Origin of the sequence: Pseudomonas sp. MF6776 (assembly GCF_016613125.1) — a bacterium.
Classification (GTDB): Bacteria; Pseudomonadota; Gammaproteobacteria; order Pseudomonadales; family Pseudomonadaceae; genus Aquipseudomonas; species Aquipseudomonas iridis.
This window is the reverse complement of sequence record NZ_JAENSQ010000001.1, coordinates 184,211-205,493: the sequence shown is the minus strand read 5'-3', so window position 1 is coordinate 205,493 and position 21,283 is coordinate 184,211. Positions and strand designations below refer to the sequence as shown.

Annotated in this window: 17 protein-coding genes and 4 tRNA genes; 13 read left to right on the top strand and 8 right to left on the bottom strand. The window is 58.1% G+C overall.

Annotated features, from left to right (window positions below; all coding sequences use genetic code 11):
• Nucleotides 1-27: 27 nt before the first annotated feature.
• From JJD74_RS00890 to JJD74_RS00875, 4 genes are all read left to right on the top strand, one after another.
• A tRNA-Val gene (locus JJD74_RS00890) sits at nucleotides 28-103 on the top strand.
• A 19-nt stretch (nucleotides 104-122) separates the two neighbouring features.
• A tRNA-Asp gene (locus JJD74_RS00885) sits at nucleotides 123-199 on the top strand.
• Nucleotides 200-391: 192 nt separating this feature from the next.
• A tRNA-Val gene (locus JJD74_RS00880) sits at nucleotides 392-467 on the top strand.
• A 19-nt stretch (nucleotides 468-486) separates the two neighbouring features.
• Nucleotides 487-563, top strand: a tRNA-Asp gene (locus tag JJD74_RS00875).
• Between the two features lie 228 nt (nucleotides 564-791).
• On the opposite strand, the gene JJD74_RS00870 is transcribed toward JJD74_RS00875, so the two are convergent.
• Together JJD74_RS00870 and JJD74_RS00865 are read right to left on the bottom strand one after the other, a co-directional pair.
• Nucleotides 792-1,958, bottom strand: coding sequence for a catalase family protein (locus tag JJD74_RS00870; RefSeq protein ID WP_234451606.1), 1,167 nt, complete (start codon nucleotides 1,956-1,958; stop codon nucleotides 792-794).
• Complete coding sequence (locus JJD74_RS00865; RefSeq protein WP_200610680.1) at nucleotides 1,955-3,763, bottom strand: di-heme-cytochrome C peroxidase; 1,809 nt, start codon at nucleotides 3,761-3,763, stop codon at nucleotides 1,955-1,957. The genes JJD74_RS00870 and JJD74_RS00865 overlap by 4 nt, the downstream gene beginning before the upstream one ends.
• 270 nt (nucleotides 3,764-4,033) lie before the next feature.
• Here JJD74_RS00865 and JJD74_RS00860 point away from each other — a divergent pair, with 270 nt between their 5' ends.
• The 8 genes from JJD74_RS00860 (at nucleotide 4,034) to JJD74_RS00825 (ending at nucleotide 12,624) form a co-directional block, all read left to right on the top strand.
• Nucleotides 4,034-4,750 carry an FKBP-type peptidyl-prolyl cis-trans isomerase gene (locus tag JJD74_RS00860; RefSeq protein WP_042558398.1) on the top strand — a complete coding sequence of 239 codons (717 nt, stop codon included), beginning with the start codon at nucleotides 4,034-4,036 and terminating at the stop codon, nucleotides 4,748-4,750.
• Nucleotides 4,751-5,044: 294 nt separating this feature from the next.
• Entirely contained in the window at nucleotides 5,045-5,500 is a 456-nt protein-coding gene (locus JJD74_RS00855; RefSeq protein ID WP_042558399.1) for a YkvA family protein, read from the top strand.
• Between the two features lie 112 nt (nucleotides 5,501-5,612).
• Nucleotides 5,613-5,954, top strand: coding sequence for a helix-turn-helix domain-containing protein (locus JJD74_RS00850; protein WP_042558400.1), 342 nt, complete (start codon nucleotides 5,613-5,615; stop codon nucleotides 5,952-5,954).
• Nucleotides 5,951-6,322, top strand: coding sequence for a hypothetical protein (locus tag JJD74_RS00845; RefSeq protein ID WP_003223109.1), 372 nt, complete (start codon nucleotides 5,951-5,953; stop codon nucleotides 6,320-6,322). Before JJD74_RS00850 ends, JJD74_RS00845 begins: the two co-directional genes overlap by 4 nt.
• Nucleotides 6,323-6,730 (top strand): sel1 repeat family protein, encoded by a 408-nt coding sequence (locus JJD74_RS00840; protein ID WP_200610678.1) that lies wholly within the window; start codon nucleotides 6,323-6,325, stop codon nucleotides 6,728-6,730. It begins immediately after the preceding gene.
• 236 nt (nucleotides 6,731-6,966) lie between these two features.
• Nucleotides 6,967-11,736 carry an RHS repeat-associated core domain-containing protein gene (locus tag JJD74_RS00835; RefSeq protein WP_200610676.1) on the top strand — a complete coding sequence of 1,590 codons (4,770 nt, stop codon included), beginning with the start codon at nucleotides 6,967-6,969 and terminating at the stop codon, nucleotides 11,734-11,736.
• Nucleotides 11,733-12,104, top strand: coding sequence for a hypothetical protein (locus tag JJD74_RS00830; RefSeq protein WP_150595591.1), 372 nt, complete (start codon nucleotides 11,733-11,735; stop codon nucleotides 12,102-12,104). The genes JJD74_RS00835 and JJD74_RS00830 overlap by 4 nt, the downstream gene beginning before the upstream one ends.
• Nucleotides 12,097-12,624, top strand: coding sequence for a hypothetical protein (locus JJD74_RS00825; RefSeq protein ID WP_150595592.1), 528 nt, complete (start codon nucleotides 12,097-12,099; stop codon nucleotides 12,622-12,624). Before JJD74_RS00830 ends, JJD74_RS00825 begins: the two co-directional genes overlap by 8 nt.
• A 73-nt stretch (nucleotides 12,625-12,697) precedes the next feature.
• On the opposite strand, the gene JJD74_RS00820 is transcribed toward JJD74_RS00825, so the two are convergent.
• A complete protein-coding gene (locus tag JJD74_RS00820; RefSeq protein ID WP_200610674.1) occupies nucleotides 12,698-14,488 on the bottom strand; it encodes a bifunctional diguanylate cyclase/phosphodiesterase in 1,791 nt (596 codons plus the stop codon).
• Nucleotides 14,489-14,622: 134 nt separating this feature from the next.
• A complete protein-coding gene (locus JJD74_RS00815) occupies nucleotides 14,623-16,707 on the bottom strand; it encodes a carboxy terminal-processing peptidase (RefSeq protein WP_200610672.1) in 2,085 nt (694 codons plus the stop codon).
• 138 nt (nucleotides 16,708-16,845) lie between these two features.
• Between JJD74_RS00815 and JJD74_RS00810 the strand changes: the two genes are divergently transcribed.
• A complete protein-coding gene (locus JJD74_RS00810) occupies nucleotides 16,846-17,808 on the top strand; it encodes a zinc-binding dehydrogenase (RefSeq protein ID WP_115148225.1) in 963 nt (320 codons plus the stop codon).
• 96 nt (nucleotides 17,809-17,904) lie between these two features.
• Here JJD74_RS00810 and JJD74_RS00805 read toward each other — a convergent pair whose 3' ends face one another.
• From JJD74_RS00805 to JJD74_RS00790, 4 genes are all read right to left on the bottom strand, one after another.
• Entirely contained in the window at nucleotides 17,905-18,558 is a 654-nt protein-coding gene (locus JJD74_RS00805; protein WP_047300339.1) for an HAD family hydrolase, read from the bottom strand.
• 111 nt (nucleotides 18,559-18,669) lie between these two features.
• Nucleotides 18,670-19,659, bottom strand: coding sequence for an ABC transporter ATP-binding protein (locus JJD74_RS00800; RefSeq protein ID WP_042558408.1), 990 nt, complete (start codon nucleotides 19,657-19,659; stop codon nucleotides 18,670-18,672).
• Nucleotides 19,656-20,456 (bottom strand): ABC transporter permease, encoded by an 801-nt coding sequence (locus JJD74_RS00795; RefSeq protein ID WP_042558409.1) that lies wholly within the window; start codon nucleotides 20,454-20,456, stop codon nucleotides 19,656-19,658. Before JJD74_RS00795 ends, JJD74_RS00800 begins: the two co-directional genes overlap by 4 nt.
• Nucleotides 20,443-21,279 carry an ABC transporter permease gene (locus JJD74_RS00790; protein ID WP_162184598.1) on the bottom strand — a complete coding sequence of 279 codons (837 nt, stop codon included), beginning with the start codon at nucleotides 21,277-21,279 and terminating at the stop codon, nucleotides 20,443-20,445. The genes JJD74_RS00795 and JJD74_RS00790 overlap by 14 nt, the downstream gene beginning before the upstream one ends.
• Between the last annotated feature and the right edge of the window lie 4 nt (nucleotides 21,280-21,283).

The window sequence follows — 21,283 nt, the reverse complement described above, 5'->3', positions numbered from 1 at the left end:
GTAGAATGCGCGCCACACCGAAGCGAAGGGTGATTAGCTCAGCTGGGAGAGCGTCTGCCTTACAAGCAGAATGTCGGCGGTTCGATCCCGTCATCACCCACCATTCGTTTCATGTGTTACGCGCAGCGGTAGTTCAGTCGGTTAGAATACCGGCCTGTCACGCCGGGGGTCGCGGGTTCGAGTCCCGTCCGCTGCGCCATATTCGGTAACCTGGAACGCTGAACGCCAGGTCACCACGGAAAAACCCGCCAAGGCGGGTTTTTTTCTGCTCCAAGGTTGTACCCGCGGGATGTGTCGTTTTACCTGTTTTCGGATTTATTTGAAAAAAATATTCAATTAAATCAACACGTTACGAAAACTTGTGGCATAATGCGTCCCGTAACGAAGCGAAGGGTGATTAGCTCAGCTGGGAGAGCGTCTGCCTTACAAGCAGAATGTCGGCGGTTCGATCCCGTCATCACCCACCATTCGTTTCAAGCGTTTCGCGCAGCGGTAGTTCAGTCGGTTAGAATACCGGCCTGTCACGCCGGGGGTCGCGGGTTCGAGTCCCGTCCGCTGCGCCATATTCGGTAATCTGGAGCACTGAACGCCAGATCGCCACAGAAAGCCCGCCTAGTGCGGGCTTTTTGCTGTCTGGCGTTTGGCTTTTTGTGTGCCAGACACAAGTCCTGTGGTGATGGGACTTAATTTCCCGATGGCTTGCACCGCAGGCTCAGGATTTCAGATGCTGGGGCCGCTGAGCAGCCCATCGTGGATTAAATCCGATCGCCAGAGCTAGTCTGCCCGTCCCGCTATTGTGTGGCGTTTTGGCTATGTCGATAGTCACTCACGGCCTCATACACTGCTTTACGCAAGCGGTTGATTCCGCCAATCGGCCGATGCGCCTCAATGCCAAACCACGGATTGAACGACAGGTTGTCGCACGCGAGATTCAGCGCCGGAGTGTCGAAGTCCTGCGGGGGCAGGGTGATGTGGGCCACGGTTTCGAAGGGCGCATCGCGCTCGCGCCACTCGATGCTGGTGTCCTCGATGGGCATGTATCGGTTGGCGTCCTGACGCTGAATCTGCAAGACAAAACACGCGGGGACGCGATCCGTCGACAACTGCTGGGTCAAGGCACTGCGCAGGAAATTCGGCAGATCCTGATTTTGCCGGGGCAGGGTGTACGCCGGGCAATTGTCGGGGGCCGGTGCCACCCTGAACTTGGCGTTGGCTTCACTGAATTTATACGGCGAGACCGAGAAATACGTAGTCTCTGTCGGGCTCTTGGGGGCCGGCGACAGGGTTGCCAAGGCGATAAACAAATGCCGGATCTGCCAGGTGCGTGGGTCCGATCCGGGGAAAAATGCCATGACCTTTTTGCCGTCAGCCTGCGCGGCCACATTCTGACGGTACTCGGCGACATCGCTGACAAAAAAGTTCGGGTGACTGAACATCACGAAATCTTGTTCATGTTGATGCTGGCGGTTTTCGAGTAATTGTTTGCCGGGAACGTCGAACAGTTTGATCGCCATACCCCTGGCATCGCGCATGCTGTCGAACTGCGGGTAGGCATTGCCGTTGGACAGGCGAATCATCGCCTGCCAGGTTTTGCCCGGCTCACTGAACACGCCCTGTCGCAACGACTGAGCCAGTTCCGGCAATACTTTCACTTCAGCTTTTACGCAACCATGCGCCTTGGCGTGAGCATCGCGAAGATAGCGCGTGCCTTCACGGTGTTGATCGACGATGCGCACAGCCGTCTGGATCACGTCCTGAGTCATGTCTGCCTCATCGGCCGGGATCTGCTCCAATGTCGACACCGGGCCACGATGCTGCCAGGCAAACCATGCAGTGCTGATGGCCCAGCCGAGCAGGCCGATGGCGAGCAGGATCAACAGGGTTTTGCCTAGCAGACGTCCCAGCCAAAGCCAGAATCGAGCCAGCAGTGGCAGTTCTTTCTTGAAGGTCGAGATCATGGCAATTGCGCCTCCAATGGGCCGCCGAGAACTTTCAGGTATTCCAGCAATGCCCAGCGCTCTTCAGGTTGCAGCAGGCGGCCGATGACGCCATTGCCACGTTCGCCGGCGCGGAATTCATGACCGCTGTTGCGATTGCCGCTGATCCGCGTATCGAACAGGAAGCCGTTGGTAAAGGCTTCGGTGCGATAGCCCAGATGCCGAGGGTCGTATTCGAAGGTGCCTTTATAGAAGGTGGTGGCGCGCTCATTCTGTGGCGACAGCAACTGATAAAGGCTCGGCACCGAGCCGTTGTGCAGAAACGGTGCGGTGGCCCACACGCCAGCCAGTGGGCGCGCCTTGTAGGCGACCTTTTCGCGCACGCCGATGGGCAGACCGAAACCGTCGAGACGAGGTTTTTCTTCAGGGCTGACGTTTGCCTCGCGATAAGCACGGTTTTCGACGAATGCGGTGACGTACGCCAGGCCTTTGGCCACGGACAACTGGCTAAGGTCCAGTGGTTCCTTGGGCGACGGATGCAGTTTTACGTCCATTTTTTCCAGCTCCTGCAGATTCCATTGCAGGGCTGTCAGGTCGAAACGGTGGTTGGCAACGTTGTTGGCCGCGTTCGGATCGGTGCCGATCACCGCGACGGGCAACATGTGCAAATGCTGCACCCAGCGGTCGCCCTCCTGAGTCTTGCGCGGGACGTGGCAACTGGCGCAGTTTTCGGCAAACAGCGTACGGCCCTTGGCGGCCAGCGCCTTGTCGACCGCCCCGAACAGCTCCTCGGGCCAGGCGGGCGGTTGCAGGCGTTGCAGGGTTTCTTCGATTTTATTCAGGTCGCGCACGCGCACGCTGGAGGGGTAGCGGTCATCGCCTTGCAGCGGTTGGCCGTTGGCATCGAAGAAGTTCAGAGTCGCGCCGACGCCCAGAGCCTCGCCAATATTGCGCGCCATCGGCTGTTGCGCCGAACCGTTCCACTGCACCCAGTCAAACGTCCACATGTCCCACAGTTGCGGGTAGTCCACTGGCGCGTTGGCCACGCGATAGTTGGCGGGGGAAATCGCGTCGCCGAATGTCGCGTTGGCAATTCGCCCGAACGCATCGGTACGGCCCGGGCCTTCCTCGGTTGGGTAAAGGCCACGGTGAGTGTCGTTCCAGGCGACTTTCAGAAAAGTGTCCAGCGAGGCTTTGAAATCCTTGCGCAACTGTTCGTGGCGAGCGTCGTAGTCATCGTCCAGAACGCTTCGCGCGAAGCGTTCGAATTTCCACGGGTTGTAGTAAGTCGAGGTCAGACTGGCGACCAATGCCTGTCCGAAACTGCCACCGCGTAACGTAGGAACGCTGGAAGGCAGGACATGCTGTGCCGTGCCGCCGTCGATGCGCACAGCCTGACCGTTGAAACGCAGTTCACCGGTGTGGCAAGCCGCGCAAGTTATGTCCAGATATTGCTCGGAGCTGCCAGAATTCTGGTGTCGTGCGAAACCGACCGGAAGGTTGCCAGGGTTGTCTGGCGTGGCTTTCTGCTGCGGATCAATCAAAAAGCCAAAGCGTGCGAGGTATTCAGGGGAGGCGAAGCGCTGCCGCGAGAATGGCAACTCCAATGCCTGGAACCATTCATAGCGCAGCCCTTTGACCTGTGTGCCCTGGGGCGTGAAGTAATAGGTCTGCCGCTCCTGTTCAGTCCACTGATTCAGGTAATGCACCTGCTGGGCCGGGGTGTAGAAGGGCAATTTCGGGTTGGCGACGTAATACAAAACCACCGCAAGGACGAGTCCCAGCAGGAGCGCGATCAGGGTCAGAACGCGGAGTAAGAGGCGCAAGTTAAACATCCTTGTCGAATTGTTGCGCTGTTATGCCTGAGCCTGACCTTGTGTGGCAAGTGGCCATTAGGCCAGATGTTGGAGCAAGGAGAGTCGGTCGTTGTCGTCGGCAGATGACAGAAGCTTCATCGTGTCTGCGCCCCAATGCGTTTTAATCCCTGAACTTATCGGAAGTTTCCTGCTCTCATGCCGGTAGCCATTGGTCGTGGCGGCCTGATAAGCTCGCGGCTTTACTCGATTGCCCTTTCGGCGCATGAACAAGGAAATAGCATGAAACAGCATCGGTTGGCGGCGGCGGTAGCCCTGGTTAGCCTGGTACTTGCGGGTTGTGATTCGCAGACCAGCGTAGAGCTGAAAACCCCGGCGCAAAAAGCTTCCTACGGTATCGGCCTGAACATGGGCAAGAGCCTGGCTCAGGAAGGCATGGATGATCTGGACTCCAAAGCGGTAGCCCAGGGCATCGAAGATGCCGTCGGCAAGAAAGAACAGAAGCTGAAAGATGAAGAGCTGGTCGAAGCTTTCGCCGCGCTGCAAAAGCGTGCCGAAGAGCGTATGGCCAAGATGAGCGAAGAGTCGGCATCCGCCGGCAAGAAATTCCTCGAAGAAAACGGCAAGAAGGCTGGTGTGACTACTACCGCTTCCGGCCTGCAATACGAAGTGGTCAAGAAAGCCGACGGCGCACAGCCTAAGCCTACCGACGTAGTGACCGTTCACTACACTGGCAAGCTGACCAATGGCACCGTCTTCGACAGCTCCGTCGAGCGCGGCAGCCCGATCGATCTGCCGGTGAGCGGCGTGATTCCGGGTTGGGTTGAAGGTCTGCAACTGATGCACGTTGGTGAGAAGTACAAACTGTACATCCCTAGCGATCTGGCTTACGGTGCGCAATCGCCAAGCCCGGCAATCCCGGCCAACTCGGTTCTGGTCTTCGACCTGGAACTGCTGGCTATCAAGGATCCAGCCAAAGAAGACGCCGCTGCCAAGTAATCGGTAACGGCTTCGACAACAACGCCTCGCTTATGCGGGGCGTTGTTGCATCTGGACCTTGAGAAGGGTAAACAAAGCGAACCGACGCCGGTCAGAGGAGTCATAGGCTTTGAGGCTGCCCGCGCTAGACGCCCTGAGCCGCCAAGTCAATGAAATATTGGGGTTTTTTATGTGAGTAAAAAACGCCCGATCTGAGCGCAGCCCTTATAAAACGGGGCTCTCAGCGCGCAAATGCAGCTCTGTTCACAAGGTTATCCACAATTTGTGTGGATAACATTTCAACGGGAGGAATAGATGAAAGCTCCGTGGAATTTCGCTCGATTCCTGCCTTTGGCTGGCCGCCTGCTGGCTCGCGGCCGTCTGCCCACCTTGCTGTTCGCGGTGGCCAGCAAAGGCGCGGCGCAAGGCAATCGGCTCGGCAAGCTCAAGGATGACCTGCGTTTGCTTCAGGCTTTGTGTCTGGCCTACTGGCGCGGAGAGTACCGGGCGATCAGTGGCAAGGCCCTGGTTTCAGTGGTCGCGGGCCTGATGTACTTTCTCAGCCCGGTGGACGCGATTCCGGATTTCATCCCGGTATTCGGCATGCTCGATGACATCGCCGTCCTCGCCTGGCTGATGAAAGTCCTCGATGATGAACTCGGTGCCTTCCGGCTCTGGCGCAACCGCCAGAATCCGGAAAAACTGGCAGTCGCGGAACGCTTGCCCGATACCCCCGAACAACTTCAGCTCCAGGGTCCGAAAAAGCCCTGATTCATTCGGCTCGCAGACAGATAGATACCCCTCGCGACCTTGGCCGCTGTTAGGATTACACTTCTAGGGAAAAGTGCCGACTCGCTAAGTGTTGTTGTCCTACGGGGTAGTCATGGATATTCAGATAATTGCACGCGATGGCGAACCCGAATACGCGGTTCTGCCTTGGGCTCAGTATCAGGCTCTACTAAAAGCAGCAGGTATCAAAGAAGCACCGTCGCAGCAGGCTCCAGAGCCGCTCGCGGCAACGCCGGACCCGATTCTTCCAGGTCTGGATCAACTACGCAGTTTGCGCGAAGGGAAGGGCATCGCCATCGAGGCGTTGGCCCGCACGGTAGGCATTAGCCCGTCATATCTGGCCATGATCGAAAGTGGTGAGCGTCTGCCTGACGCCGCGATTCGTCGTAGCCTCGCTTGGGAGCTGACGGTGCCAGGGTGGAGGGATGAATCGTGAGCGTACGCATCAGTCGTCAACATTGGGACGGATTACTCGGGGAACTGGACCAGGCGCGCCGACAGCGTCATCTGCTGACCTACCGGGCCTTGCTTGAACGGCTGCAATTGCCGACACCGGCGATGCAAACCCTGACTGCCGCGCTTGAGCACCTGGCCGCGCTGGATGCCAAGGCCGAACAGCCGTTGCGCAGCTCGCTGGTGATCAGCCAAGGCGCGAGTCGTTTGCCGCGCACCGGTTTTTTTGAATGTGTCGAACGTCTGGGGCGGTTTTCCGGGCCGTCCGATGGCGTTGCCGCAGCGTCCTGGCATGCATCGGAAGTGGTCAGGGTTTTCGAATATGAATACCCGGAATCAGCGGAGGCCTGAGTGTTTCTACGACTCAAGGCGCGGACCAGCTATTGGCTGGCTCGCAGGCTGTTTCACTGGTCATGGTTTGTGCGCCAGCCTCGCGGGTGGCGCTGGCTTGAAGGTCAGTTTGCACGCATGGCCAACCTCGGCGATGTCGGCGCGCAAAGCTTCTATGGCCACATTCTGACCTTTCGCGGTGTGGGGCTGGGAGCGCGTGAAGAAGGCGTGCGCCTGTTGCGGTTGGCGGCTCTGGCGGGTGATGGCAAAGCGGCCTATCAGGTTGGTGTGATCAGCCTGGCTGGTACCGCGAGCAAAGCGCCAGACCCTGCCGAAGCCGCGCGCTGGTGGGGAATGGCCGCCAAGGCCGGGCACCCGTTGGCCGAGCTTAAATTGAAAGAGCTGGGTGCTGGAGATTCAACGCAGTAAATCCATTTGTGTCGTCCGATAAACGGGGCGTGAGGGAAACCTCACGCCCCGTTTGCGTTTTGTCTGTCCATTTAGCTCTTTTGCTGTTTTTGCAGACAAATCCTACAGCCATCGCTTACTCGCCTGACTTCTTTTCTGATTGATCCGCCGCACAGTTCCCGCGCCTATTTTTTGCGCGAGGGAACGCTCATGTTCGACCCGGTAACTCAGTCCGCCCAGCACCCCGACGTGCGTTGATGGAAGCCATCACTCGCATCGAGCAAGCACTCGACAGCTTCCCCGAAACCCTCAGTCTTTACCGCGAACAGCTCGAACACTGGGCCAGCCGCACGGCCGACACTGTCAGCCACGCCGCTGATCTGCCGTCGCTGGTGGGCATGGAGCGGATCATCCGCTTCGGCGATCGCACTACGGCCGTCAGCAGCAGCGACGACGCATTTTTCTCCAATATCGTCCAGTGCCCGAAGGGCGGATTGATGTTGATCGAGAGCAAGTTCGAATCGGTCTACGACATTCCGCTGGGCAACATCGTGGTCGATGTGGTGGCTGTGGATGGAGGCGAAACAACACCCATCACCCTCAATGCCGAAGGCAAGGGCGAATTCAGGGGAACAGAGGGTAAGTTCTATCGCGTGCATGTGCACGGTGAGGTCACCGCGGAACAGGTCAGGGCGTTGTTCAAGTCCTATGACTGTTTAACCGGTGAGCTGGATGACTGGTTGCGCGGCGAATGGCAAGGGTTCAAGCCGCAGTGGTCGCATTCGGTGGCGACGGCGGCGGGCAACGGCATGCTCGCCGGCAGTTGGGCGGCGATCGAGGGGGTGTGGGACAGCATCGGGATGCTGTCGGACATTCTCAAGGATCCGGGCAAGTTTGCCGAGCGGTTGGACAGTGGCGCGACTGACTTGATTGATCTGGCCGCCACGGCTCCTGAGGTCATGGAGAAGCTTCAGTTACTGGTCAGTGACGAAGCGACGCTGTGTTTGCTGTTGCGTACCGCCAGCCTGTGGCTGGAGATGCTGCCGCCGAGCCAGATCGCCGGTAAAACCGCGCAAGCGCTATCGATGATGATGGTGCAAGTGCTGATCGACGTGCTGATTGCCGTCATTCTGACTTTCGCCAGTGGTGGCGGAGGGATCGCTTATCTGACGCTACGTCTGGCAGGTCACGCGGTTCAACTGCTCTCGGCGCTGGTGCGGTTGGTGAAGGCGATGTTCGGCATCGTCAGCGGTTTCATCAAGTACGTTGATCAATACAAGACTGTTGCCGCGCGCGGGATCGCCGCGGGTATCAAAAAAGGCCGAATGCAATTGCGCTGGAATGCCAAGCGCAACACCTTGCTGAAAAAAGACGAACACCACGACGATTCGCCGGACCAGGCAAAAAACCCCAACGGCAACAGCGCCGATTGCGTGCCGCAGACCTGTACCAACGGCTGCCCGGTGTCGATGGTTACCGGCGAAGAACTACTGACCCTGAGCGATGGCATGCTCGATGGGCTGCTGCCATTCGAGTTCACAAGGCTGTATCGCACCAGTGCCGCCGAAATCGATGTCGGGCTGGGGTTTGGCTGGAGTCATTCGCTGGCGCATCGACTGGAGTTCGATGGCGACTGTGTTGTTTGGGTTGACCATGAAAACCGGCGTACGCGGTTCCCGTTGCCAAGTGTTGAGCGCCCGGCGATTCATAACAGTCTGTCGCGGGCGGCGATTTTTCTCGGGGATGAACCGGAAGAACTGATCCTCGCGCTGGCGGGGGATGCGGCACGGTTTTATCACTTTCGGGCCGGGCGTCTGACGGCGGTTAGTGATGCGTATGGCAATCGTCTGCGCATTGTTCGGGATCGGCAGGATCGGGTTCAGCGTCTGGACAATGGGGCGGGTCGGGCGCTGTTGTTGCGTTATGACCGCCAGCACTTGGTGGCCGTCGACTATCAGTCGTTTCAGCAGGATGAATGGACGACTGAGCAAACCCTCGTCAGCTACCGCTACGACGCCTATCAGCGTCTGGTCGAGGCGCGTAACGCGGTTGGCGACAGCGAGTGTTACGACTACGACGATCAGCACGTCATCCTGCAGCGGCAACTCACGGGCGGCGCGAGTTTCTTCTGGGAGTGGGAACGCGCTGGCAAAGCTGCCCGTTGCGTCAGGCACTGGGCGTCGTTCTCGCAGATGGACACGCGTTATGTCTGGCATGACGACGGCAGTGTCGTCGTGCATTACGTCGATGGCACCGAAGAAACCTACGTCCACGATGACCGCGCACGGCTGGTGCGCAAGGTTGAGGCCGACGGCGGCGAACACCTCAAAACCTACGACGGTTCGGGCCGCTTGGTCGCCGAGCAGGATCCCTTAGGCGCCGTCACCGAATACCGCTACGACGATGTCGGACGGCTGATCGCGCTGCTTCCGCCAGACGATGTGCCAACGTCCTACGAGTACCGCAACGGTTTCCTGCACAGCCGTTCCCGTGGCGACGCGGTATGGACCTACCGGCGCAATGCTCAGGGCGATGTCACTGAGGCGGTCGATCCCGATGGTCAGGTCAGCCATTACCACTACGACGCCCGCGGGCAGCTGCTGTCGATCCGTTACCCGGACACCAGTCGGCACGTGTTTGCCTGGAACACCCTTGGTCAGCTGGTTGAAGAAACCCTGCCCGATGGCGGTGTGCGGCGCTTTTCCTACGATGCACTGGGGCGCAGGACTACCACTGCTGATGAACACGGTGCCGTTACCCGCCAGCATTGGGACGCCATTGGCCGACTGATCCAGACGACTTCTCCTACGGGCGCCACCCGCGCCTACAGTTATGGCGCTTACAACCAGGTCACCGCCGAGCGCGACGAGCTCGGGCGCATCACCCGTTTCGAGTATGACGACGACCTGCACCTGGTCTCGCGCCGGATCAACCCCGACGGCACGCGCGTGCAGTACCGCTACGACCATGCGCAACTGCTGCTCACCGAAATCGAGAACGAGTCTGGCGAAAAGTATCGGCTGGACTACACGCCGACCGGACTGATCCGACAGGAAACCGGCTTCGACGGGCGGCGTACGGCCTACGCCTACGATCTTAACGGTCATCTGCTGGAAAAGACCGAGTTCGGCGATGACGGCTCGGTGTTGGTCACGGGCTACGAGCGCGATGCGGCCGGGCGCCTGCTGGTCAAGACCTTGCCTGACGGGGTCAAGGTTATCTACCAGTACGACCGCCTCGGTCGGCTGACTGGTGTCGACGACGGCCAGAAACATCCGTTGGCCTTCGAATACGACCTGCAGGATCGGTTGATCACCGAGCATCAGGGCTGGGGCACGCTGCGTTATGCCTATGACGCCTGCGGCCAGCTCAAACGCATGCGCCTGCCGGACAACAGCAAGCTCGACTATCAGTACGCGAAGGGCGGCGCACTGACCGCCATCCACCTCAACGGCGCGCCGCTGACGCAACACGTTTACCAGTCGGGCCGCGAACAACAACGTCAGCAAGGTTTGCTGCTCAGCGAATATGCCTACGACGATCAGGGCCGACTACTCGCCCACTCCGTAGGCCATCAGCACGATTCGCTGTACCGCCGCGATTATGCCTACAGCTCCAACGGCAATCTGGAGCACATCGCCGACACCCGTCACGGCCAACGCACCTATGGCTACGACGCCCTCGACCGTCTGATCCGGGTGCGCCACTCACGCGACGAACTGCCGGAATCCTTCGCCCACGACCCGGCCGGCAACCTGCTCATGCAGGAGCGCCCCGGCCCGACACACATCAAGGGCAACCGCCTGCTGATGCAGGGCGATCGCCACTACGACTACGACGCCTTCGGCAACCTGATCCGCGAACGCCGCGGCACTGCACAGAAACTGGTCACCGAATACCGCTACGACTGCCAGCATCGGCTCATCGGCCTGACCCGTCCCGACGGCAAAACCGCGACCTACCAGTACGACGCCTTCGGCCGGCGGATCAGCAAAACCGTCGACGGCGAAAAAACCGAGTTCTTCTGGCAAGGCGACCAGCTCGTCGCCGAAAGCAGCAAAACCCAGCACCGCAGCTACGTCTACGAACCCGGCACCTTCCGCCCGCTGGCACTGCTCGACGGCAAAGGCCCAAAAAAGGCCTGCCCGTTCTACTACCAACTCGACCACCTCGGCACCCCCCAAGAACTCACCGACTACAGCGGTGAAATCGTCTGGTCGGCGCAATACGACGCCTACGGCAAAGTCGCCGCGATCACCCTGGCCGGCAAGGAATACCTGGATCAACCGCTGCGCTTTCAGGGGCAGTACTTCGACGCGGAAAGCGGGCTGCATTACAACCGGCATCGGTACTACGACCCAAGGCTTGGACGGTATCTGACGCCGGACCCGATCAAGTTGGCGGGTGGGTTGAATCAGTACCAGTACGTGCCGAATCCGACGGGGTGGGTGGATCCGTTGGGGTTGAGTTCCAATTGTCCGCCGCCGGGTAAGCCTGGGTGTGAGGTGCCTGGTGGGATTGGTGGGGCTAAGGTTGATGAGGGTGAACCAGCGCTGCCGAAGATGTCGGCGCAGGAGCGGAGGGCGAGGATTGATGAGTTGGCAGAGGCGAATGCTTATCGGCGTTTGGATGAAATGGAGAAAGCTACGCAAGGCGCACACTTCATGGAGAAACATGGCAAGCAGACCACGCTGGCTTCTCAGCGGGAGCGTTCAATCACAGGAAGAAACCCAACAACTGGAGATATTGAGGTTTACACCAACGGGAGACGAGCGGGGCAGCCAAAAATACCCAGTGCGGCCACTCATTTTTTTAGCAATCGAGACCAATTGAACGCCATACATCGGGCTCAGCTTATTTTCAGGCGAAATGGGCAACTGGCGTCGAAGGAACCGATGAATATGGGCAAGATTGTTGGTGAAGGTTACAAAAGGGGCGGATTGGTTTACGGGCGGCAAACACACGCGGTAGTGATCCTTGATAGAGCAGGTATGCCGATAACCTCTTATACGGAGTTTCTGGAATGAAACGTAAGCCTGAATATTTTGTTTTGCGCGGTCTGCTTTTTCTATTTGATATAGAGAATACTCACGACGATGCTCGGGAAAAGATCATTGTTTCGAAGAATGTTAATGATGAAGATGAGCTCACTGAGCTATTTGATATTCTCATGAGGCCTGAGTTTCTCTCTTATACAGTTGGAGAGCGCAAGTGGTGTGTCGACACGTTAAAGCACTATATGGAAATCGGTGATAGTTTCGATGCGGTATTTACGAAAATTACAACCTACTTCGATGATGATGTAGAGGATCAGCGCAAATTTATGACAGTTTTGCTTGAATGCTTAGAGAAATATCAGCTGGAAAGCTTAAAGGATGGTAGTGCCAATGATTGAGGTCATTCAAGGTAGATGGTCATTCGACGACTTTAAGCGGTGGACTCGCGGAGAATCAAATGCTGAGCTGTTTGGTGATCTGTATAGTGAAGATCCCGATGCAGTGGATCTAAATATTTTGGGCGAGTGCGGAGATGCAGGCTTGCTTGAATTGATCTCAAATCCAAATTGCAGAGAGCGGCTATATTTTGCAAGCCTGTTGGTTCTTAGTCTTTGTAATATTTTTAGGTCGGGTGGAGGTTTGCCGTTTCAATTTTCAAGATTTCTCGGTATTGAAAGTCGTGAGGCGTATTTTGATGGTGTGATGGAACAAGCAGGGCGAGTGCACGAAAAGTGTAGGGTGATTAATTCTATGAGTAGTTCTGGCGATCCTGCCATAAAGTCATTTTACAAGCAGATAATGGATTTTCGACATGACAAGGTGAGTCTTGTGAATGGCTTTTATCTTGATTGTACAGCGCGATTTGATTTGAGACTGTTTCATGATCCTCGAGGAAGTTTTGAAAAAGTGCGTCAGTAGCGATATTGAGGCTATATGCACAAACTTTTCGCGAGCAAGCTCGCTCCCACAGTGATTCGAGTTGGTGGAGAAATCAGCGTTGGCCGATTAGTTGCGGTGCGTGGAGGCCGACGGCGGTGATAGTGTCGAGCAAATGCACGCTATACCCCGGAATATTCTTCGCATGGTGCTTCGCCTGCGAAGCCATCTCCGCAAGCTGACTAGCGTCGAGTTGTGCGCAAGCTTCGGGATGCAGGTGCACCACGCCAATGGACAGTGACAGCAACGGAAACTCTTGACGAATGCCTTGGCGATTCGGGGCAATGAAGCAGCCAGCCTCAAGATGCTCAGGCCGATAGAAACGTCGGCATTGGCTCTGGAAATCATCAAGCAATTGATTGAGCCGTTTGCGCCAGTCTTCGGGGCCGAGGACGAGGAGGAAGTCGTCGCCGCCGATGTGGCCGACGAAGTCGCGGGAGGGGTCGACGCGTTCGTTGAGGCATTGCGCCAGGCACAGCAAGACTTCGTCGCCGCGGCCGTAGCCGTAGATGTCGTTGAAGGGTTTGAAGCTGTCGATGTCGACGTAGCAGATGACCGACTCGCGGCCTTGCTGCAGAAGGCGGGTCAGGCATTGCTGAATCGGCACGTTGCCGGGCAGCAGGGTCAGCGGGTTGGCGTAGCGGGCCTGCTGGATTTTCAGTTCGGTGATCAGTTTGAGCACGTCGATCACCCGGCCGAGGCCGAGGTAGCCGCCGTTGAGGGTGATGATGAAATCTTCTTCGATGCGTTGGCGGGCGCGGCTGGTGATCAGGCGGCTGACCTGTTGCAGCGACTGGCTCATTTCCACGGCGAGGAAGTCGTCGTTCATCAGGCGGCTGATGGGTTTGCGGGCGAACAGGTCGGTGGCGAACGGTTTGAGCAAGGCATCCGACAGGGAGTGGCGGTGGACGATGCCGCACGGCTGGCCTTGTTCGTCCAGCACTGCCAGCGAGTTGAGATTGGCCTGGCGGCGGAAGGCTTCCAGCACGGTGGCGGTCGGCGTATCGCGCCCCACGGCCGGTTGCTCGTTGAGCAAGGCGCTGAGATCGCTGCCTTCGTCGTTCAGCGCCACGGCGCTGCTGTCGTGTTTGGGCATCAAAGCGCGGGCATCGTGGGGTGGATGCTCTTGCGGGCGGCCGAGCAGATAACCCTGCACCAGATCGACACCCATTTCCGTCAGCACCGCCAGTTCTTCCGGCAATTCGATACCTTCAGCAATCACTTGAGCCCGTGACGCCTTGGCGATTTGCAGGATCGACCCGACGAACTCGCGCTTCAAGGCGTCCTGATGGATACCGTCGATAAAGTGCCGGTCGATTTTCACGTAATCCGGGCGCAGTTCCGACCACAGGCGCAGGCTCGAATACCCGGCGCCGAGATCATCCAGCGCAATGGAAAAACCCATGGCCCGATAGTGATGCAACGCGGTCTGCAACAACTGGAAGTCGTCGATCGGCGTCTGTTCGGTGAGTTCGATGACCACCTGGCTAGGTGGAATGCCGAAGTCCTGCAGCAGTTGCAACGTGCGCCCCGGCTGGTGCGCGGCTTCGAGCAAGGATTCCGGCGAGACGTTAAGAAACAGCTTGCCCGGCAGTTGCTGCTCGTTGAAACGGCGGCAAGCACTTTGTCGGCAGGCGATCTCCAGTTCGCTCAGGCGCCCGGCCTGACGCGCCACGGCGAACAGCGCGATCGGTGAGTGCAGAGGACTGTTGGACGGGCCACGGGTGAGGGCTTCGTAGCCGAGAATGCGGCGCTCTGAGAGACAGATGATCGGCTGAAACAGGCTGTGTAATCCGCTTTGAGTCAGGATCGAACTCAAGGCACTCAGCTGTTCGGTCGTGGTCATGGCAATCTCTGGCGATAAAAAAAGGACTGGGAGCGCTCTCTATGAAGAGAGTGGCTCCCAGTCCTTTATTGCACGACAGAATGATGACTGTTTGATGACGATCCGGGGATCGTCAGCATTAAATCGCCATCACCTTACTTCTTGGCGACCTGGTTGCTCAGCTTCAAGTAATCCAGCAGAACGCGCCCGGTTTCGCTCAGATAAGCATCGTCTTCTGGTTTGAGCTTGTCCGGCTCGGCTGCTGCGAGGGCGTCCTCGTCTTCCTTCTTCAGCTCTTTGAGCGGCTCTTCGCCCTTGGCCTTGCGACGGATGTTCTCCATCACCAGTTGCTTGGCGTCGATGTCTGCATGCTGGGCACGGCGGTCGGCTTCGTTGAGGCTGACGGTTTTTTCCAGCATCAGTTTCTGCGCCAGGGCCAGCTTGTCACGGATGAACACGAACTCGGCATCCTTGGCGGTGCGCGTGTCATGTTCGGACTTGAGCTGTGCCAGGAACGGCTTGAACGGATCGGCCGCCGGTTTGATCGCCGCGCGGATGGTGTCCCACGGCATGGCTTCCGGCAGGGCGCTCTCGCCGATTTCCTTGGTGTCGATCAGCGACGGGTAGTCGATGTCCGGCAGGACGCCCTGGTGCTGGGTGCTCTGACCGGAAACCCGGTAGAACTTGGCCAGGGTCAGTTTCAGTTCGCCATGGTTCAGCGGCTGAATGGTCTGCACGGTGCCTTTACCGAAGGTCTGGCCGCCGATGATCAGTGCGCGGTGGTAGTCCTGCATGGCGCCGGCGAAGATCTCCGAAGCCGAGGCGGACAGGCGGTTGACCAGCAGTGCCATCGGACCTTTGTAGAACGCGCCCGGGTTTTCATCTTCCAGCACGTCGACGCGGCCATCAGCATTACGCACCAGGACGGTCGGGCCCTTGTCGATGAACAGGCTGGTCAGCTCGGTAGCTTCCTGCAGGGAACCGCCGCCGTTGTTGCGGAGGTCGATAACCACGCCGTCGACTTTTTCTTTCTGCAGTTCGGTCAGCAGTTTCTTGACGTCACGGGTGGTGCTCTTGTAATCCGGATCACCGGCACGGAACGCCTTGAAGTCGAGGTAGAAGGCTGGAATCTCGATCACGCCGAGTTTGTAATCCTTGCCGTCCTGTTTCAGGTTCAGCACGGATTTTTTCACGGCCTGGTCTTCGAGCTTCACCGCTTCACGGGTGATCGGCACGATCTTGGTGGTCTGGTCGTTCGGTGCATTGCTGGCCGGAATCACTTCCAGGCGCACCACGGTGCCTTTCGGGCCGCGGATCAGCTTGACCACTTCGTCCAGACGCCAGCCAACCACGTCGACCATCTCTTTGTTGCCTTGGGCAACGCCGATGATTTTGTCGGCCGGGGCTACCATTTTGGTCTTGTCGGCCGGGCCTGCTGGCACCAGACGCACGACTTTCACCTGATCGTTGTCGCTCTGCAACACGGCGCCGATGCCTTCGAGGGACAGGCTCATGTTGATGTCGAAGTTTTCCGCGTTATCCGGCGACAGATAGTTGGTGTGCGGATCGTAGGACATGGCGAAGGTGTTGATGTACGCCTGGAAGATGTCTTCCGGACGGGTCTGATCCAGACGCGACAATTGATTCTTGTAGCGCTTGGTCAGGGTTTCCTGGATCTGCTTGAGCTCTTTGCCGGCGATCTTCATCCGCAGGACTTCGTCCTTGACGCGTTTGCGCCACAGGTCGTCGAGTTCGGCGGTGGATTTGAGCCAAGGTGCGTCCTTGCGATCAATCAGCAAGGTCTCCTTGGTGTTGAAGTCCATCTTGTCTACGCCTTTGTTCAGCTCGGCAAGGGCGAAGTCCAGACGCGATTTGACGCGATCCAGATAGCGCTTGTAGATGGTGAACCCGGCGTTGAGGTCGCCGCTTTTGAGGAAGTCGTCGAACTGGGTCTTCCACTTGTCGAATTCGGCGATGTCGCTGGCCATGAAGTAGCTGCGCGACGGATCCAGCAGCTTGAGGTAGCTGTCATAGATGATCACCGAGCGCGCATCGTCGAGCGGCGGCTTGCTGTAGTGGTGACGCTTGAGCAACTCGACGACGTTCAGGCTGGCGATCACTTCGTCGCGATCAGGCTGTAACTTGTCCCAGCTGTTGGCTGCGAATGTATTGCCCGACACCGGCAACAGGCCGATACCGATGAAAAGTGCTAGGGCGGTGCTGGGGAGCAAATGCTTCATGCTGATTCGACGCGGGGACAATTGATAACGCATATTAGGCCGTCTTTGAAGTCGCCGGTTCTACAAGAGCCGGTCGCATAATGCAAAAAGCCCGGCGCTACAGCTTCGGGCTCAGTCCAGACTCACTATGGAGGCACTGTGAAGGCATTGCAAGGCGTGGAAGGTCAAGTGGCATGGGTTGAAGAGCCGAGTCCTACATGTGATGTAGGACAAGTTCGCATTCGCGTGGCGGCAGCGGGCCTCAATCGAGCCGATTTATTACAAAAGGCAGGGCTTTATCCACCTCCGCCGGGTGCCAGCCAGGTACTCGGTCTTGAGTGCTCGGGGGTGATCAGCGAGGTCGGCGCAGGTTCGTCCTGGCAGGTAGGCGACAGGGTTTGCGCCTTGCTGGCCGGGGGCGGGATGGCCGAAGAGGTGGTGGTCGACGGACGGCATGTGCTGCCGGTTCCGGAAGGTGTTTCGCTGATCGAAGCGGCGGCATTGCCTGAGGTTTACGCAACAGTCTGGCTGAATGTGTTTCAACTTGCGGCGCTCAAACCGGGTGAGAAAGTTCTCTTGCACGCCGGAGCTAGTGGGATCGGTTCAGCCGCCATTCAGCTGTGCAAGGCGTTCGGCAATCCGTGCTGGGTCAGCGTCGGTTCAGCCGAACGTTTGGCCTACTGTGAAAGTCTGGGCGCGCAGGGCGGGGTGGTGCGCACGGATGATCTGGAAAGCCTGCGCGACCTCGGCCCGTTCGATGTCATCCTCGATCCGGTCGGTGGGAATTATTCGGCGCTGAATCTCAAGCTGATAGCGCTGGATGGACGCTGGGTGTTGATCGGTCTGATGGGTGGCCGCGAGGCTAAACTGGATCTGGCACAGGTATTGGCCAAGCGTGTGCAATTGCTGGGTTCGACCTTGCGCAGCCGTGACGATCAGTTCAAGGCAGACCTGTTCAGTGACCTGAGCCAGCACGTGTGGCCGTTGTTTGCCGAAGGGCGGTTGAAACCGCAATTGGCAAAGGCTTTCCCGGTGAAAGATGCCGAGGCGGCTTTTGCGGAGCTGGCGAGCAATACGGTGGCGGGGAAACTGGTCTTGGTGATTGACGACAGCCTTAGCTGAAAAACGGCAAGATCAAAAGATCGCAGCTTTCGGCAGCTCCTGCATTGGCAAAGTGAACGCCCTGTAGGAGCTGCCGAAGGCTGCGATCTTTTGTTTTTACTTCCAGATGTGGATCGGCCAGCCGGACTTTTCGGCGTGCTCAAGCAACACCGGATCCGGGTTGACCACGTGCGGGAAATCCACCTTCAGCAACAACGGAAGGTCATTGCGTGAGTCGGAATAGAAACTCGCGCCCTCCAGATTTTCTTCTTCAGCATCCAGCCATTCCAGCAAGCGGGTGATCTTGCCTTCGCGGTAGGTCAGGGTTCCGACGGTGTGGCCGCTGTATACGCCGTGCGCGACTTCCAGTTCGATGCCGAGAATTTCGTCGATGCCCAATCGATCGGCAATCGGTTTGACCAGGTGCGTGCCCGAGGCCGAGATCACCAGAATCCGGTCGCCGGCCTTGCGGTGGGCGGCGATGGTTTTGGTCGCGTCGCTGAAGATGATCGGCTCGATGAAGTCTTCCACCCACGGGCCGACCAGGTGCTCGACCTCTTCCGGCGTGCGGCCGATCAACGGCTCGAGGCTGAACTCCATGTAGTCTTCCATGCGCAATTTGCCATGGCTGTAGGCATCCATCAGTTCGTTGTTCTTGCGCATGAACGACTCGGGGTCGACCCACCCCAAGCGTCCCATCTGCTCGCTCCAGAGGGTGGCGCAGTCACCGTGAATCAGGGTTTCGTCCAGATCAAAAATTGCCAAAGCCATCGGTTCTCTCCGAGAACAGCTGCGAGCTACAAGCTTCGAGCTGCAAGAGTGGAAATGAGGTGCGTCGCAGTCTACAGCTTGAAGCTTGTATCTCGAAGCTTGCAGCTGCTTTTAAGCGACCTCACACAGGGCCGTCGGATCGATGGAAAGCGCCAGACGCCGACCGTCGGGATGCAGGTCGGCGGCCGAGCGATTGAGCACGTCCACTACCAGTTCCACGCCGCGTGCTTCAACGCGATAACGGATGACGTTGCCAAGCAGGCTGTGGCTGCGGATCTGCGCGTCGAGCTCGCCGTTGAGGCTCAATTCGATGGCCTCCGGGCGAATGGCGATGCGGTGATTGATCGGGCGCTGCAACAGCTTCGATGCTTGCTCTGCGTCGAGCAGGTTGTAGTTACCGATGAAGCCCGCAGCGAACACATCGACCGGTGCCGTATACAGGGTTTCAGCATCGCCACTTTGTACGATTTTTCCCTGATTCATGAGGAAAATCCGGTCAGACATGGTCAGCGCTTCTTCCTGATCGTGTGTGACGAAAATCGTGGTCAGGCCAAGTTCGCGCTGGATCTGGCGAATCTGCTCGCGCAGGTGTTTGCGAATTCGCGCATCAAGTGCCGATAGTGGTTCATCCAGCAACAACAATCGCGGGCGAGTCACCAGCGAGCGGGCCAAGGCAACGCGCTGACATTGGCCGCCGGACAGTTGATGCGGATAACGGCTGGCGAAGTCGTTCAGTTCAACGAGTTTCAACACCTCGGTAACCCGTTTGTGGCTGTCGTCGGCATTGACCTTTTGCATGCGCAGGCCGAACGCGACGTTCTGTTCCACGGTCATGTTGGGGAACAGCGCGTAGCTCTGGAACACCATGCCGATGCCGCGCTTCTGCGGACTGAGTGGCACGATATCGACGCCATCGAGCAGTATCTTGCCGCCATCGACCGATGTCAGGCCGGCGATGCAACGCAGCAGGGTGGATTTACCGCAACCGGAGGGGCCGAGCAGGGTGACGAATTCGCCCTTGTTGATTTCGCAGTCGATATCGCTGAATACGGTAGTGCCCGCATAACTTTTCTGAAGATGTTGGACGCTGACATAGCTCATTCGCTTTTGTCCTTGTTCAAGATGTTGGCGATCCAGGTCAGGACCAGCACGAATAAGAAGTAGGAGATAACCAGCGCACTGGTGAAGTGCCCGCTGCTGTTGCGCATGTTGTTCAGATAGACCTGCAGGGTTTCGTAGCGGGTGCCGACGAGGATGTTGGCAAACACGAACTCACCGAACAGGAACGAGAACGACAGCAGCAACGCCACCATCAGGCCTTTGCGCAGGTTCGGCAGTACCACCAGAATCGCCGCCTGAAAGGTGCTGGCACCGAGCAGTTGTGCAGCGTCCATCAGGTCGCGCAGGTTGATCGCTTGCAGGTTGTTGGTAATCGCCCGGTACATGAACGGCAGCGCCACGGTGAAGTAGCAACCGATCAGAATCCACGGCGTGCCAACCATTGCCATCGGCCCGGAACCGTACAGTTGCAACAGGCCCACGGACGACACCACTGGCGGCACCGCGAAGGGCAGCAGGATGAGGATATTCATCAGCGCATCGAGTTTCGGGAAGTGGTAATGCACCACGAACAACAGCGGCAGGATCAACACCACCGACAGCACCAGCGCGCCGACACACACCAGCAGTGACTGGCCGAAAGCGTGGAGGAAACGCGGGTCGCTCCACAACTGGATGTACCACTTGAAGGTAAAGCCGCTGGGCAGAATGGTCGCCGACCAACTGCTGGCAATCGAGTAGATCAGCGTGCCCACCAGCGGCAGCAAGAGGATGGCGAACAGCAGGTAGACCACGACGCGGTGGTAGATGCCGACCGGGCCGGATTCAACGCGAGACATGGTAGCTCCTCTTCAACAGCAGTTGATGCACGACGGTGACGATGGTCATCAGCGCGACCAGCACCACGGCCAGCGCACTGGCCAGATTCGGATCGAGCGAAATATCGCCGGAAACCATCGCGGCAATGCGGATCGGCAGCACGTTGAAGTTGCCCGTCGTCAGCGCATACACCGTGGCATAAGCGCCGAGCGCGTTGGCCAGCAGGATCACGAAAGTACCGAGCAGTGCCGGGGTCAGTACCGGCAAGCCAATGTGGCGCCAGAACTGCCAGCCGTTGGCGCCGAGCAGCGCGGCGGACTCGCGCCAGTCTTCACGCAAGGCGTCGAAAGCCGGGTAGAGCAGCAGCACGCCGAGGGGAATCTGGAAATAGGTGTAGAGGATGATCAGCCCGGTTTTCGAGTACAGGTTGAAGTCTTCAATGATCCCGGCCTGCTTGAGCATGATCGTGATGCTGCCGTTGAAACCGAGCAGGATGATGAACGCGAAAGCCAGGGGCACACCCGCAAAGTTGCTGGTCATGTTGGCGAAGGCATTCACAAAATTGCGTAGTTTCGAATCCACCCGGCGCAGGGAATACGCACCCAGTACGGCGATGATGATGCCGAATACGCTCGACCAGAAACTGATCTCGAGGCTGTACTGGATCGCCTGCAAATAGAATTTTGAACTGAAGATTTTCGTGAAGTTTTCAACGCCCCAACCAAATTCTTCCGATTGCAGGCTGTTGATCATCACCCAGATCAGCGGGGCGATTTCGAATACGATAAAGAATAAAGCGAAGGGCACCAGGCACAGGGCTGCCAGCCATTTGCCGCGAGTCATAGCG

Coding starts and splice junctions, on each gene's coding strand:
- JJD74_RS00870 (WP_234451606.1), bottom strand. CDS start 1,958: ATGATCTCGACCTTCAAGAAAGAACTGCCACTGCTGGCTCGATTCTGG.
- JJD74_RS00860 (WP_042558398.1), top strand. CDS start 4,034: ATGAAACAGCATCGGTTGGCGGCGGCGGTAGCCCTGGTTAGCCTGGTA.
- JJD74_RS00855 (WP_042558399.1), top strand. CDS start 5,045: ATGAAAGCTCCGTGGAATTTCGCTCGATTCCTGCCTTTGGCTGGCCGC.
- JJD74_RS00850 (WP_042558400.1), top strand. CDS start 5,613: ATGGATATTCAGATAATTGCACGCGATGGCGAACCCGAATACGCGGTT.
- JJD74_RS00835 (WP_200610676.1), top strand. CDS start 6,967: ATGGAAGCCATCACTCGCATCGAGCAAGCACTCGACAGCTTCCCCGAA.
- JJD74_RS00830 (WP_150595591.1), top strand. CDS start 11,733: ATGAAACGTAAGCCTGAATATTTTGTTTTGCGCGGTCTGCTTTTTCTA.
- JJD74_RS00825 (WP_150595592.1), top strand. CDS start 12,097: ATGATTGAGGTCATTCAAGGTAGATGGTCATTCGACGACTTTAAGCGG.
- JJD74_RS00820 (WP_200610674.1), bottom strand. CDS start 14,488: ATGACCACGACCGAACAGCTGAGTGCCTTGAGTTCGATCCTGACTCAA.
- JJD74_RS00815 (WP_200610672.1), bottom strand. CDS start 16,707: ATGAAGCATTTGCTCCCCAGCACCGCCCTAGCACTTTTCATCGGTATC.
- JJD74_RS00805 (WP_047300339.1), bottom strand. CDS start 18,558: ATGGCTTTGGCAATTTTTGATCTGGACGAAACCCTGATTCACGGTGAC.
- JJD74_RS00800 (WP_042558408.1), bottom strand. CDS start 19,659: ATGAGCTATGTCAGCGTCCAACATCTTCAGAAAAGTTATGCGGGCACT.
- JJD74_RS00795 (WP_042558409.1), bottom strand. CDS start 20,456: ATGTCTCGCGTTGAATCCGGCCCGGTCGGCATCTACCACCGCGTCGTG.
- JJD74_RS00790 (WP_162184598.1), bottom strand. CDS start 21,279: ATGACTCGCGGCAAATGGCTGGCAGCCCTGTGCCTGGTGCCCTTCGCT.